The following is a 12,852-nucleotide window of genomic DNA, read 5'->3' as shown; positions in this document are numbered from 1 at the left end:
AGCGCTTGCATGGCATGCAAGAGGTCAGCGGTTCGATCCCGCTTACCTCCACCAATTACCGGCAGCGGTATTCGGGTGGCGCGCGGTTCAATTGAAAGAGTCAAGTCCCCTTCGTCTAGAGGCCTAGGACACGACCCTTTCACGGTTGTAACAGGGGTTCGAATCCCCTAGGGGACGCCAAGTTTGGCTGCGCTTGCGGAAAGCAATTTCCGGCGATGCAGCTGCCGACGCGGAGTGGTAGTTCAGTCGGTTAGAATACCGGCCTGTCACGCCGGGGGTCGCGGGTTCGAGTCCCGTCCACTCCGCCAAAGTATTTCGTTGCCTCCTTGAACGGCGCGCAATTCCCGAGGGGGTATAGCTCAGCTGGGAGAGCGCTTGCATGGCATGCAAGAGGTCAGCGGTTCGATCCCGCTTACCTCCACCACCGGACAAATGCCGGTTCGTGGCGCGGCGTTCAAGAAGGTAAGGCGTGAAATGATCACGGTTTTCGCTCAATGTAGAAAAGGCCATCCTCGGGATGGCCTTTTTGCTTTGGGGCGGCGCCTATTTTGGTGGCGATTTTCTGGCGCTAAGCCATTAGCGCGGAGGGTCAATGCCTCGTGCCGTCCGGCGCAGGGGGTGCGTGCCTGCCGATCCAGGGACGCCAGCAGGCGCGCTTCCTCGGAAAAAACCCGCATGCGACCGTCGTGGGACTGCGAATTGCCTGCTTTCGTCCCTGGGGGTCTCAGCGCTGCGCCTAGAATCCGGGCGATTGTTACGGGAGTCTGAATATGCCCTTGAAGCGACCTGGCGGTACGGCCGGCGATGAAGACAGCGCTGGGCACGGCGGGCCCCGCATCCTTAAGAAGTATCCCAACCGCCGCCTCTACGATACCCACACCAGCGCCTACATCACGCTGGCCGACGTGAAAACGATGGTGCTGGACGGACAGGACTTCGAGGTGCGCGACGCCAAGAGCGGTGAAGATCTCACGCGCAGCATCCTGCTGCAGATCATCCTGGAAGAGGAAACCGGCGGCGTTCCGATGTTCTCGACCCAGATGCTGGCGCACATCATCCGTTTCTACGGCCACGCCATGCAGGGACTCATGGGTTCCTATCTGGAAAAGAACCTGCAGACCTTTGTTGAACTGCAAAACCGTTTTGCCGAGCAGAGCCGAGGGCTGTACGACGCGCAAAAATTCACGCCCGAGATGTGGACGCAGTTCCTCAGCGGCCAGGCGCCGCTGATGCAGGGCCTCATTGGCAATTACATGGAGCAGTCCAAGAAGCTGTTCACGCAGATGCAGGAGCAGATGCAAAAACAGGCCGAAACGCTGTTTCCTAACATGCCCGGTTTTCCCGGCTCAAAACGTCAGCCTTGACGAATGCGGGACAATTCCCGCATGAGTCACCCCATTAACCCCGCCGCGCCGGCCGGCGCGGCGCCCACCATCGGTTTCGTTTCGCTGGGCTGCCCCAAGGCATTGACGGATTCCGAGCTGATCCTGACCCAGCTGCGCGCGGAAGGCTACGAAACCAGCAAGACCTACGCCGGCGCCGATCTCGTCATCGTCAACACCTGCGGCTTCATCGACGACGCCGTCAAGGAAAGCCTGGACACCATCGGCGAGGCCCTGGCCGAGAACGGCAAGGTCATCGTCACCGGTTGCCTGGGCGCGCGCGCGGGGCAGCAGGGTGGCGACAACTTGGTGCGGGAAGTCCATCCCAAGGTGTTGGCCGTCACCGGTCCGCATGCGACACAGGAGGTGATGGACGCGGTGCACCAGCACGTGCCCAAGCCGCACGACCCCTTCATCGACCTGGTGCCCGAGGCGCGCGGCGCCGCCGGCATCAAGCTGACTCCGAAGCACTACGCGTATCTGAAGATCAGCGAGGGCTGCAACCACCGCTGCAGCTTCTGCATCATCCCCAGCCTGCGCGGCGACCTGGTGTCGCGTCCGATCGGCGACGTGCTGGGCGAGGCGCGGGCGCTGTTCGAGTCCGGCGTGAAGGAACTCCTCGTCGTCAGTCAGGACACCAGCGCCTACGGTGTCGACGTGAAGTACCGAACCGGCTTCTGGGACGGCAAGCCCGTGCGCACGCGCATGCTGGAGCTGTGCGAGCAACTCGGCGCGCTGGCCGAGCAGCACGGCGCCTGGGTGCGGCTGCACTACGTCTATCCGTACCCGCACGTCGACGAGGTGCTGCCGCTGATGGCCGCCGGCCGCATCCTGCCGTACCTCGACATCCCGCTGCAGCACGCGCACCCCGACGTGCTCAAGCGCATGAAGCGCCCGGCCAGCGGCGAGAAGCACCTGGAGCGCATCGCCAAGTGGCGCGAGACCTGCCCGGAGCTGGTGATCCGCAGCACCTTCATCGCCGGCTTCCCCGGCGAGACGGAGGAAGAGTTCGAGTACCTGCTGCAGTTCATGCAGGAGGCCCAGATCGACCGCGCCGGCTGCTTCGCCTACTCGCCGGTACAGGGTGCCACGGCCAACGAGCTGCCTGGTGCCGTACCGGACGCCGTGCGCGAGGAGCGCCGCGCGCGCTTCATGGCCACGGCCGAGCGCATCTCGGTGGAGAAACTGCGCCGCCGCGTCGGCGCCACCATGCAGGTGCTGGTGGACAGCGCACCCGCGCTGGGCCGCAAGGGCGGCGTGGGCCGTACGTATGCCGATGCCCCGGAGATCGACGGCACCGTGCGCATCCTCCCGCCCGAGAAGGCTTCGCGCACGCTGAAGGTGGGCGAGTTCACGCGCGTGCGCATTGTCGCGACCGAGGGACACGACCTGGTGGGCATGCCGGTATGAGCGACAAGGGCCGCAGTACCTCGCTGATCCATCACGCCTACGTCCCGCCCGGCGGCTTCGAGTCGCCGGTGATGGCCGTGCACAAGGCCTCCACCGTGTTCTTCCCGAACACGGCGGCGCTGCGCACCCACAGCTGGCTCGACAAGTCCGCCTACACCTACGGCCTGCACGGCACGCCCACCACCTTCACGCTGGAGGCGCGCATCGCCTCGCTGGAGGGCGGCCAGCACGCACTGCTGGCGCCCAGCGGCCTGGCGGCCATCTCGCTGGTGGACATCGCGCTGCTGGCTTCGGGCGACGAGGTGCTACTGCCAGACAACGCTTACGGGCCCAGTAAAACCTTCGCGCGGCATGAGCTGAAGTCCTGGGGCATCGCCCACAAGGTCTATGACGCCATGGACCCGGCTTCCCTCGAAGTGCTGCTGACGCCGCAAGCCAAGCTCGTGTGGCTGGAGGCCGCAGGCTCCGTGACCATGGAATTCCCGGACCTGCGCGCGCTCATCCGCACCGTACGCGAGCGCGCGCCGCAGGCCGTGATCGCGCTGGACAACACCTGGGGCGCCGGCATCGCCTTCGACGCCTTCGCCCTCGGCGTGGACCTCACGGTGCACGCCTTGACCAAGTACCCCTCCGGTGGCGGCGACGTGCTCATGGGCTCCGTCGTCACCGCCGATGAGGCGCTGTACCGGCGCCTGGGCCTGGCGCACAGCCGGCTGGGCCTGGGTGTGGGCCTCAACGACGTGGAGGCGGTGCTGCGCTCGCTGCCCTCGCTGCCGCTGCGCTACGCGGCGCAGGACGCCGCCGGGCGGCAGCTGGCGCGCTGGTGCGCGCAGCGCAGCGAATTCGTGCGCGTGCTGCACCCGGCGCTGCCCGGTACGCCGGGCCACGAGCACTGGGCCGACATCTGCAGCGCCGCCGCCGGCCTGTTCACGGTGGAGCTCGACCCCCGCTACACCCCCGCGCAAGCCGACGCTGTGGTGGATGCGCTGAAGCTTTTCCGCATCGGCTGGTCCTGGGGCGGGCCGGTGAGCCTAGCTGTGCCCTATGACGCGGCCAGCCTGCGCAGCCGCCCGGTGCCTTACCGTGGCACGCTCATCCGCTTCAGCCTGGGGCTGGAGGCGGTGGAGGATCTGCAGGCCGACCTGGCGCAGGCGCTCGCCGTTCTGCACGCTCAAGCGTGAAGCCCGCGGCTCCTCGCTGGGCGCACGTGGATGCGCTCAAGGCGGTCGCGTGCCAGTTGATCGTGCTGCACCACTTGGCCTTCTACGGCCCGATGTCGGACACCGCCGCCGAGCTGGCGCCGGAGCTCATCGGCTGGCTGTCGCAGCACGCGCGCGTGGCGGTGCAGGTGTTCCTGGTGCTGGGTGGCTTCCTGGCCGCGCGCAGCCTGGCGCCGCAGGCGCGCCTGAAGCCTGGCGTGGCGCCCTGGGAGCTGCTGGGGGACCGCTACGCGCGGCTGGTGCTGCCTTACGCGGCGATGCTGCTGATCTCCATCGCCGCGTCGGCCCTGGCGCGCGAGTGGATGGACCACGACAGCATCTCCGACCCGCCGCGGCTGGGGCAGCTGTTGGCGCACCTGCTGCTGCTGCACGACCTGCTGGGCGTGGAGGCGCTGTCGGCCGGCGTCTGGTACGTGGCCATCGACTTCCAGCTCTACGCGATGCTGCTGGCGTTGCTGGTGCTGGCCCGGCGGCTGGAGCAGGGCGAAGGACGGCCGCAGCGCCGATACCTGGCGCCCGTGCTGGTGCTGCTGGGCGTGGCGGCCGCGCTGCTGTACTTCAACCTGGAACCGGACTGGGCCGTGTGGGCGCCGTACTTCTTCGGCGCCTATGGCCTGGGCGTGCTGGCCGGCTGGTGGACCGCGCCGAGGCTGCGCCTGATGCCCCTGGCCGCGCTGGCGCTGCTGGTGGGCGTGGCGCTGCTGATCGAGTTCCGCACACGCATCGCGGTGGCAGCGGCGGTGGCGCTGCTGCTGGCACTGCTGCAGTGGCGTCCGCAGTGGGTGCCCCGGGCCGACGGCCGGCTGGGGCGGCTGACCGCGGCGATCTCACGCAGCAGCTACGGCGTGTTCCTCGTGCACTTCCCGGTGTGCCTGGTGGTGAACGCGGCCTTCACCGAGTTCGTGCCGGCCGAGCCGGTGCCGCAGGCGCTGGGGATGCTGGTGGCCTGGGGCGCCAGCATGGTGGCCGGTGCGCTGTTCCATCGGCACGTGGAACAGCGGGCCATGGCCTGGGTCGCCGCGCGGCGGGCGCGCGTGCAGGGGCACAGCGGGAGTTTCAGGACGAGGTGAGGGGAGGGCCTGGGCATCACGCAAGCCAGGCCGGCTCCTCCCTGCTTCGTCACTCCCGCGAAGGCGGGAGTCCAGGCGGTCCCCAAGCCGGCCGCAAGCTGATCGGACGGCACGCCGTGCATCCCAGTGGCGTTCGGGGCACCCGTGCTTCGTCGTGGTGTGGGGCCGCCTGGATTCCCGCCTGCGCGGGCATGACGAGGTAGTAGGCGCGGCGCCTCAGCTCACGGTCTACGGCTTGGAGCTTGCGCCTCACGGCTCACTGCCGCGTGCCGCCTCAAGCCTTCGTCGACACCTTGTGCCGCATCAGCCGGCCCTTCTCGCGCTCCCAGTCGCGGGCTTTTTCGGTCTCGCGCTTGTCGTGCTGGGCCTTGCCCTTGGCCAGCGCGATCTGGGCTTTCACGCGGCCGTTCTTGTAATGCAGGTTCAGCGGCACCAGGGTGAAGCCGCGCTGCTCGACCTTGCCGATGAGGCGACGAATCTCGTCCTTCTTCATCAGCAGCTTCTTGGTGCGGTCGGCCTCGGGCACCACGTGGGTCGAGGCGCTGCGCAGCGCATTGATGCGGCAGCCGATGAGGAAGAGTTCCCCGTCGCGAATCACGACGTAGCCGTCGGTGAGCTGGATCTGGCCGGCGCGGATGGCCTTGACCTCCCAGCCCGCGAGCACCATCCCGGCCTCGAATTGCTCCTCGATGTGGTACTCGAAGCGGGCACGGCGGTTTTCGGCGATGAGAGCGGAATTGGGTGGCGGCATGAGCAACAAAAAGGGGGCCGAACGCGGCCCCTACAATCCCCGCATTGTATGAAGCACGTGAAGAAGTCGGTCCTGCTGTGGTACACGCCGCGCGAGATCTATGACCTGGTGACCGGAGTCGAGGACTACCCGGCGTTCCTGCCATGGTGCGACCGCGCCGAGGTGCTGGAGCGCACCGAGGACAGCATGATCGCGCGGCTGCACCTGCACTACGCCGGGGTGCGCCACAACTTCACCACCCGCAACGTCCAGGTCCCGGGCCGCGAGGTGCGCATGGAACTGGTCGATGGCCCGTTCTCGCTGCTGGACGGCACCTGGATCTTCCATCCCCTGGGCGCCCCGGGCTCCGAGCCCAAGGCCTGCCGCATCGAGTTCGACCTGCGCTACGCCTTCTCCAGCCGCGCGCTGGAGCTGGTCGTGAGCCCCGTGTTCGACCGCATCGCCAACACCTTCGTGGACGCGTTCGTGAAGCGCGCCGAGCAGGTCCATGGACCGCGCTGAGGCGTCTGCCATGCAGGTCGAAGTCGTGTTCAGCCCCGCGCCGCGCCAGGTCGAATGCGTGGCGCTGGAGCTGCCCGCGGGCGCGACGCTGCGGGACGCGGTGGAGGCCTCGGGCCTGCTGGCGAAACACCCGCACTTCAGCCCGCAGTCGCTGTCCTTCAGCGTCTGGGGCCGGCCGCAGCCCGCGGAGCACCCGCTGCGCGAGGGCGACCGTATCGAGCTGTGCCGCGCGCTGCAGGTGGACCCCAAGGAGGCGCGACGCCTTCGCTACAAGGGGCAGGGCGGCGAGAAGAAGCGTCGGGGCTGAGCAATGCCGTCATGCCCGCGAAGGCGGGCATCCACGAGCCGCGCGATGCGGCCCGGCCAGCGTGGACACCCGCCCCCGCCCCCGCCTGCGCGGGGGCGGGTGTGACGAAGTTCTGTTGCCGGCTCCCGACTGCGCACGTTCCGCGCCTTGGCACAAGGCGCAGCCTACCCTCAAACCTGTGGCCCGTTAGGGGGCTTCCCTATAATCCGCTTTTGCGTCTGGAGCCCTCTCATGCGCCTACTTGGCAAAGCACTCACCTTCGACGACGTGTTGTTGGTGCCGGCTTTCTCCCAGGTCCTGCCCCGCGACACCAGCCTTGCCACCAAGCTGTCGCGCAACATCTCGCTGAACCTGCCGCTGGTGTCCGCCGCCATGGACACCGTGACCGAAGCCCGCCTCGCGATCGCCATCGCGCAGGAAGGCGGCATCGGCATCGTGCACAAGAACCTCAGCCCGCAGCAGCAGGCCGCCGAGGTTGCACGCGTCAAGCGCTACGAGTCGGGCTTGCTGCGCGATCCCTTCACCGTCACCCCCGACACCACCGTGCGCCAGGTCAAGGCGCTGTCGGAACAGCACGGCATCTCCGGCTTCCCGGTGCTCGAAGGCAAGACCGTCGTCGGCATCGTCACCGGCCGCGACCTGCGCTTCGAAACCCGCATGGACGTGCCGGTGCGCCAGATCATGACCCCGCGCGAGCGGCTCATCACGGTCCAGGAAGGCGCCTCGGTGGAAGAGGGCAAGGCCCTCATGCACCAGCACAAGCTCGAACGCGTGCTCGTCGTCAACGACGCCTTCGAGCTGCGCGGCCTCATGACCGTCAAGGACATCACCAAGCAGACCACCTTCCCCAACGCCGCGCGTGACTCGCACGGCAAGCTGCGCGTGGGCGCGGCCGTCGGCGTGGGCGAGGGCACCGAGGAGCGCGTGGAGCTGCTGGTCAAGGCCGGCGTGGACGTGCTGGTGGTGGACACCGCCCACGGCCACAGCCTGGGCGTGCTGGAGCGCGTGCGCTGGGTCAAGCAGAACTTCCCGGACGTGGACGTCATCGGCGGCAACATCGCCACCGGCGCCGCCGCGCTGGCGCTGGTGGAAGCCGGCGCCGACGGCGTGAAGGTCGGCATCGGCCCCGGCTCGATCTGCACCACCCGCATCGTCGCCGGCGTGGGCGTGCCGCAGATCACCGCCATCGACAACGTCGCCACCGCGCTGATCGGCACCGGCGTGCCGCTGATCGCCGACGGCGGCATCCGCTACTCGGGCGACATCGCCAAGGCCATCGCCGCCGGCGCCAGCACCGTGATGATGGGCGGCATGTTCGCCGGCACCGAGGAGTCGCCGGGCGAGGTGTTCCTGTTCCAGGGCCGCAGCTACAAGGGCTACCGCGGCATGGGCTCCATCGGCGCCATGAAGGCCGGCTCGGCCGACCGCTACTTCCAGGAAAACGACGAGACCACCAACCCCAACGCGGACAAGCTCGTGCCCGAAGGCATCGAGGGCCGTGTGCCCTACAAGGGCTCGGTGCTGTCGATCATCTACCAGATGGCCGGCGGCCTGCGCGCCTCCATGGGCTACTGCGGCTGCGCCACCGTGGCGCAGATGCACGAGAAGGCCGAGTTCGTCGAGATCACCAGCGCCGGCGTGCGCGAGAGCCACGTCCACGACGTGCAGATCACGAAGGAAGCGCCGAACTACCGCATGGAATGACGCCGGCGCCGTGACTGCAGACTCCCGAGAAGCCTCAACGGGCAGCGCGAGCGCACCGGTGGCCGAGGCGGCAACCCGCGGCCGCCGCGCCGCGATGCCGTTCATCTTGATCACGGTGCTGATCGACATGATGTCGATCGGCCTGATCATCCCCGTGCTGCCCGCGCTGGTGGGCACCTTCACCGGCAGCGCGGCGGACCAGGCCTTCTGGTTCGGCGCGGTGAGCTTCGCCTTCGGCATCGCGAACTTCTTCGGCTCGCCGGTGCTCGGGGCGCTGTCCGACCGCTTCGGACGCCGCCCGGTGCTGCTGCTCGGTTTCTGCGGCCTGGCCTTCAGCTTCTTCGCCACGGCGCTGGCCCCGGCGCTGTGGATCCTGGTGGCGGTGCGCCTGGTCAGCGGCGCGCTGCAGGCCAACGCGGCGGTGGCGCAGTCCTACGTGGCCGACATCAGCACGCCGCAGGAGCGCGCCAAGCGCTTCGGCATGCTGGGCGCCACCTTCGGCGTGGGCTTCATCCTCGGCCCGGTGACGGGCGGGCTGCTGGGGGACATCGACCTCCACCTGCCGTTCTACGTCGCTGGCGGCCTGGCGCTGCTCAACACGCTCTATGGCGTGTTCGTGCTGCCGGAGTCGCTGCCCAAGGCGAACCGCCGGCCCTTCGAGTGGCGGCGCGCCAACCCGGTGAGCTCGCTGCGCGAGCTGCGCGCCCTGCGCGGCGTGGGCCCGCTGGTGACGGTGATGGCGCTGGGCGGCCTGGCGCAGTTCACGCTGCATTCCACCTGGGTGCTCTACACCGGTATGAAATTCGGCTGGGGCCCGCGCGAGAACGGCTGGAGCCTGTTCGCCGTGGGCCTGATGTCGGCGCTGGTGCAGGGCGGGCTGATGCGCCAGCTGCTCAAGCGCCACACGCCGCAGAAGCTCGTGCGCATGGGGCTGATCTCCTCGTCGCTGAGCTACCTGGCCTGGGGCCTCGCGCCCGAGGGCTGGATGATGTACGCCGTCATCGGCCTGAACCTGCTGGGCTTCACCGTCACCGCGGCGCTGCAGAGCATGGTGTCCAACGCGGCGGACGCCACCAGCCAGGGCCGCACCATGGGCTCCGTCGCGTCGCTCAACAGCCTGATGGCCGTGCTCGCGCCGATCACCGGCGCGGGGCTGCTGACCCTGGTGTCGCACCGTCCGCAGGGCGACTTCCTGATCGGGCTTCCCTTCTACTTCTGCGCGCTGCTGCAGGCCGTGGCCGCGGTCATCGCCTTCCGGCACTTCCGCCGCCAGCGCAGCGCCACCGCCGCCGCCTCCTCGGCGGCCTGAGAGCACTCTCATGCACGACAAGATCCTCATCCTCGACTTCGGCTCGCAGGTCACGCAGCTCATCGCGCGCCGGGTGCGCGAGGCGCACGTCTATTGCGAGATCCATCCCAACGACGTCTCCGACGACTTCATCCGCGGCTTCGGCGCCAAGGGAATCATCCTGTCGGGCAGCCACGGCAGCACCTACGAGGACCACGAGCTGCGCGCGCCGCAGGCGGTGTGGGACTCGGGCCTGCCGGTGCTGGGCATCTGCTACGGCATGCAGACCATGGCCTCGCAGCTCGGCGGCAAGGTGGAGTGGAGCGACCACCGCGAGTTCGGCTATGCCGAGGTGCGCGCGCACGGCCACACGCAGCTGCTGCAGGGCATCGAGGACTTCACCACCGCCGAAGGCCACGGGATGCTGAAGGTGTGGATGAGCCACGGCGACAAGGTCACCGGGCTGCCGCCGGGCTTCAAGCTGATGGCCTCCACGCCCTCGTGCGAGATCGCCGGCATGGCCGACGAGGACCGTCGCTACTACGCCGTGCAGTTCCACCCCGAGGTGACGCACACGCTGCAGGGCGCGGCGCTGCTCAACCGCTTCGTGCTCGACATCGCCGGCTGCAAGCCCGACTGGGTGATGAACGACTACATCGAGGAGGCGGTGGCGAAGATCCGCGAGCAGGTGGGCGACGAGGAGGTGATCCTGGGCCTGTCCGGCGGCGTGGATTCGAGCGTGGCGGCGGCGCTGATCCACCGCGCCATCGGCGACCAGCTCACCTGCGTCTTCGTGGACCACGGCCTGCTGCGCCTGAACGAAGGCCGCATGGTGATGGAGATGTTCGTCGGCAAGCTGCACGCGAAGGTGGTGCACGTCGATGCCAGCGAGCAGTTCCTGGGGCACCTGGCCGGCGTGAGCGACCCGGAGCAGAAGCGCAAGATCATCGGCCGCGAGTTCGTGGAGGTGTTCCAGGCCGAGGCCAAGAAGCTGACGAACGCCAAGTGGCTGGCGCAGGGCACGATCTACCCGGACGTGGTGGAGTCGGGCGGCACCAAGACCAAGAAGGCCGTGACGATCAAGAGCCACCACAACGTGGGCGGCCTGCCCGAGACGCTGGGCCTGAAGCTGCTGGAGCCGCTGCGCGAGCTGTTCAAGGACGAGGTGCGCGAGCTGGGCGTGGCGCTGGGCCTGCCGCCGGAGATGGTCTACCGCCATCCCTTCCCGGGCCCGGGCCTGGGCGTGCGCATCCTGGGCGAGGTCAAGCGCGAGTACGCCGACCTGCTGCGCCGGGCCGACGCGATCTTCATCGAGGAACTGCGCGGCACGCGCGACACGCACAGCGGCAAGAGCTGGTACGACCTGACCAGCCAGGCCTTCGCCGTGTTCCTGCCGGTCAAGAGCGTGGGCGTGATGGGCGATGGCCGCACCTATGACTACGTCGTGGCCCTGCGCGCCGTGCAAACCACCGACTTCATGACCGCCGACTGGGCCGAGCTGCCTTATTCGCTGCTCAAGAAAACTTCCAGCCGGATCATCAACGAGGTGCGGGGGATTTCCCGCGTGACCTACGACGTGTCGTCCAAGCCGCCGGCGACGATTGAGTGGGAATAAGTAGGGCGAAGCGGCTTGAAATAGCTGCCTAATGCCTGAAGAAGGCCGTTGACGATGGGGTATGCCCCGGAGTCAACGGCCTTTTCTTTGGTGCATTTAGGCCGAAGGGGAAGGGCCGCCGTTCAACGAGGGAAGGAAGGGCAGGAACTCGGCGGCGAGACAATCTCCCTTTTCCAAAGCCGCTCCCGCCGGCACTCGCTGTTTCCCTCTCATGTCCCCCACCACCCCAGACCACCAAGCCATGCGCCTGGCCCTCGCCCAAGCCGAGAAGGCCTACCAGGCCGGCGAGGTCCCCGTCGGCGCCGTGATCGTGCTCAACGGCGAGCCCATCGCCGAGGGCTTCAACCAGCCCATTGGCCTGCACGACCCGACGGCGCATGCCGAGATCGTCGCCCTGCGCACCGCAGCGCAGCGCCTGTCCAACTACCGGCTGCCGGAGTGCGAGCTGTTCGTCACCCTGGAGCCCTGCGCCATGTGCGCCATGGCGCTGATGCACGCGCGCTTCAAGCGCGTGGTGTTCGGTGCCACCGATCCCAAGACCGGCGTCGCGGGCTCGGTGCTGGACCTGTTCGGCTACCGCGAGCTGAACCATCACACGCTCATCGAGGGCGGGCTGCTGGGGGAGGAGTGCGGGGAACTGCTGCGGCGCTTCTTCCGGGAGAGGAGGGCGCAGCAGAAGGCGCTGCGGCAGGCGGCGTTGGAGACGGTGGGTGCCGTCCCCGGTGCGGACGGACTGCCGCCTTTGCCGGCTGCGTCTTGATGGGGCTCCGCTGGCCGTAGCGGAACTTGAGTTCCCTTATGGGAAGTCTTGTTGGGTTTCCTTGCCCGTTCCGGGGGCGGCGCCGGAGGTGGTCAGGCGGCGCAGCTGATGCCGTTGGTATGCCGGCCGCTGGGCTCGCGGCCGGCTTGGGGGCCGCCTGGATTCCCGCCTTCGCGGGAATGACGGGTTGGTGGGCGGGACGGGTCTCGCTTTTGACGACTGCGCCGCTTCAAGCGGCCCGCTCGGCTTCCGCGCGAAGAAACCGGGAAATATCGCGCACCGCATCGGCGGATGATGGAATTAGGCCCGTGCCGAATTTCGGCTCGTACCGCTCGGCATGGTCGCGGGCGATCTGATAACAAATACTGGGAGATTCCGCCGGGCGCAGCACGCACTCGATGGCTTTTTCAATCGTCAAAGCCTCCATGCTGTATGCGATCCGAATTTGCCCCCAGTGCCCTTTCCTGTAATCGTTTTGCGCGTTCACCAGCAGGGCATGCGCGGATGACAAGAGTGAATTCGAAGAGCCTGCACTGGAAGGCTCACTGTTGAAATGCCGCAGGCTCTTGATGCCGCATTCCACCGCGGCCCCGATATTTTTCCACTGGCTTGCCGTTGTGTAGTCCGGAAATTTGCGAGCCAGGAATTTCCGGTAAGCGATGTCCGCGAAATGGCTGGCGAACCTGACGGCGAAAGCGTGGTCCGCGCACAAGCGCTTGAGGGGCGTGAGCCTGGTGACGGAGAAGGATTGGCCGGCGTCAAGATCGCTCGCCAGCTTCTCCAGCCTGGTTGCGAAGTCGTTCAGCGTCTTCTGGGGCGTCGAGGCGTTCATCGGCATTGCGGC

The 12,852-nt window shown here is 67.8% G+C and carries 12 protein-coding genes and 3 tRNA genes; 13 read left to right on the top strand and 2 right to left on the bottom strand.

The annotated features are described in order from the left end of the window. Positions 1–104 precede the first annotated feature (104 nt). The 7 genes from Q0741_RS24735 to Q0741_RS24705 all read left to right on the top strand — a co-directional run bounded on the left by Q0741_RS24735 (position 105) and on the right by Q0741_RS24705 (position 5,082). A tRNA-Glu gene (locus tag Q0741_RS24735) sits at positions 105–180 on the top strand. 51 nt (positions 181–231) lie between these two features. Then, positions 232–308: transfer RNA gene (locus Q0741_RS24730), tRNA-Asp, on the top strand. 40 nt (positions 309–348) lie between these two features. Continuing rightward, positions 349–424: transfer RNA gene (locus Q0741_RS24725), tRNA-Ala, on the top strand. Positions 425–776: 352 nt separating this feature from the next. Continuing rightward, the gene (phaR, locus tag Q0741_RS24720) at positions 777–1,364 is read left to right on the top strand and encodes a polyhydroxyalkanoate synthesis repressor PhaR (RefSeq protein ID WP_298235856.1); all 588 of its coding nucleotides are present in this window, start codon (positions 777–779) and stop codon (positions 1,362–1,364) included. A 21-nt stretch (positions 1,365–1,385) separates the two neighbouring features. After that, positions 1,386–2,792 (top strand): 30S ribosomal protein S12 methylthiotransferase RimO, encoded by a 1,407-nt coding sequence (rimO, locus tag Q0741_RS24715; protein WP_298235855.1) that lies wholly within the window; start codon positions 1,386–1,388, stop codon positions 2,790–2,792. Further along, positions 2,789–3,973, top strand: coding sequence for a PLP-dependent transferase (locus Q0741_RS24710; protein ID WP_298235854.1), 1,185 nt, complete (start codon positions 2,789–2,791; stop codon positions 3,971–3,973). Before rimO ends, Q0741_RS24710 begins: the two co-directional genes overlap by 4 nt. After that, positions 3,970–5,082, top strand: coding sequence for an acyltransferase family protein (locus Q0741_RS24705; protein ID WP_298235853.1), 1,113 nt, complete (start codon positions 3,970–3,972; stop codon positions 5,080–5,082). Before Q0741_RS24710 ends, Q0741_RS24705 begins: the two co-directional genes overlap by 4 nt. A gap of 274 nt (positions 5,083–5,356) precedes the next feature. On the opposite strand, the gene smpB is transcribed toward Q0741_RS24705, so the two are convergent. After that, positions 5,357–5,833, bottom strand: coding sequence for an SsrA-binding protein SmpB (gene smpB, locus Q0741_RS24700; protein WP_298235852.1), 477 nt, complete (start codon positions 5,831–5,833; stop codon positions 5,357–5,359). 48 nt (positions 5,834–5,881) lie between these two features. Between smpB and Q0741_RS24695 the strand changes: the two genes are divergently transcribed. From Q0741_RS24695 to tadA, 6 genes are all read left to right on the top strand, one after another. Further along, a complete protein-coding gene (locus tag Q0741_RS24695; RefSeq protein ID WP_298235851.1) occupies positions 5,882–6,334 on the top strand; it encodes a type II toxin-antitoxin system RatA family toxin in 453 nt (150 codons plus the stop codon). Between the two features lie 10 nt (positions 6,335–6,344). Further along, on the top strand, positions 6,345–6,641 hold the full coding sequence (locus Q0741_RS24690; protein WP_298235850.1) for an RnfH family protein: 297 nt from the start codon (positions 6,345–6,347) through the stop codon (positions 6,639–6,641). Between the two features lie 231 nt (positions 6,642–6,872). Further along, positions 6,873–8,345, top strand: a complete 1,473-nt coding sequence (guaB, locus tag Q0741_RS24685; RefSeq protein ID WP_298235849.1) for an IMP dehydrogenase — start codon at positions 6,873–6,875, stop codon at positions 8,343–8,345. A gap of 10 nt (positions 8,346–8,355) precedes the next feature. Beyond that, positions 8,356–9,654, top strand: coding sequence for a TCR/Tet family MFS transporter (locus tag Q0741_RS24680; protein WP_298235848.1), 1,299 nt, complete (start codon positions 8,356–8,358; stop codon positions 9,652–9,654). Positions 9,655–9,664: 10 nt separating this feature from the next. Beyond that, positions 9,665–11,248, top strand: coding sequence for a glutamine-hydrolyzing GMP synthase (gene guaA, locus Q0741_RS24675; RefSeq protein WP_298235847.1), 1,584 nt, complete (start codon positions 9,665–9,667; stop codon positions 11,246–11,248). A gap of 211 nt (positions 11,249–11,459) precedes the next feature. Further along, positions 11,460–12,008: a tRNA adenosine(34) deaminase TadA gene (gene tadA, locus Q0741_RS24670; protein WP_298235846.1), complete on the top strand. Its 549-nt coding sequence runs from the start codon at positions 11,460–11,462 to the stop codon at positions 12,006–12,008. Positions 12,009–12,237: 229 nt separating this feature from the next. Here tadA and Q0741_RS24665 read toward each other — a convergent pair whose 3' ends face one another. Then, the gene (locus tag Q0741_RS24665; protein WP_298235845.1) at positions 12,238–12,840 is read right to left on the bottom strand and encodes a hypothetical protein; all 603 of its coding nucleotides are present in this window, start codon (positions 12,838–12,840) and stop codon (positions 12,238–12,240) included. Positions 12,841–12,852 lie beyond the last annotated feature (12 nt).

Source organism: uncultured Azohydromonas sp. (assembly GCF_937926365.1).
Taxonomy (GTDB): Bacteria; Pseudomonadota; Gammaproteobacteria; order Burkholderiales; family Burkholderiaceae_C; genus Azohydromonas.
The sequence above is the reverse complement of the archived record's forward strand: the minus strand, read 5'-3'. Positions and strand labels throughout refer to the sequence as shown.

What these genes read in the sequence shown, in the direction of transcription:
- rimO (WP_298235855.1), top strand. Translation starts at nt 1,386, where the DNA reads ATGAGTCACCCCATTAACCCCGCCGCGCCGGCCGGCGCGGCGCCCACC.
- Q0741_RS24710 (WP_298235854.1), top strand. Translation starts at nt 2,789, where the DNA reads ATGAGCGACAAGGGCCGCAGTACCTCGCTGATCCATCACGCCTACGTC.
- smpB (WP_298235852.1), bottom strand. Translation starts at nt 5,833, where the DNA reads ATGCCGCCACCCAATTCCGCTCTCATCGCCGAAAACCGCCGTGCCCGC.
- Q0741_RS24695 (WP_298235851.1), top strand. Translation starts at nt 5,882, where the DNA reads ATGAAGCACGTGAAGAAGTCGGTCCTGCTGTGGTACACGCCGCGCGAG.
- Q0741_RS24690 (WP_298235850.1), top strand. Translation starts at nt 6,345, where the DNA reads ATGCAGGTCGAAGTCGTGTTCAGCCCCGCGCCGCGCCAGGTCGAATGC.
- guaB (WP_298235849.1), top strand. Translation starts at nt 6,873, where the DNA reads ATGCGCCTACTTGGCAAAGCACTCACCTTCGACGACGTGTTGTTGGTG.
- guaA (WP_298235847.1), top strand. Translation starts at nt 9,665, where the DNA reads ATGCACGACAAGATCCTCATCCTCGACTTCGGCTCGCAGGTCACGCAG.
- tadA (WP_298235846.1), top strand. Translation starts at nt 11,460, where the DNA reads ATGTCCCCCACCACCCCAGACCACCAAGCCATGCGCCTGGCCCTCGCC.
- Q0741_RS24665 (WP_298235845.1), bottom strand. Translation starts at nt 12,840, where the DNA reads ATGAACGCCTCGACGCCCCAGAAGACGCTGAACGACTTCGCAACCAGG.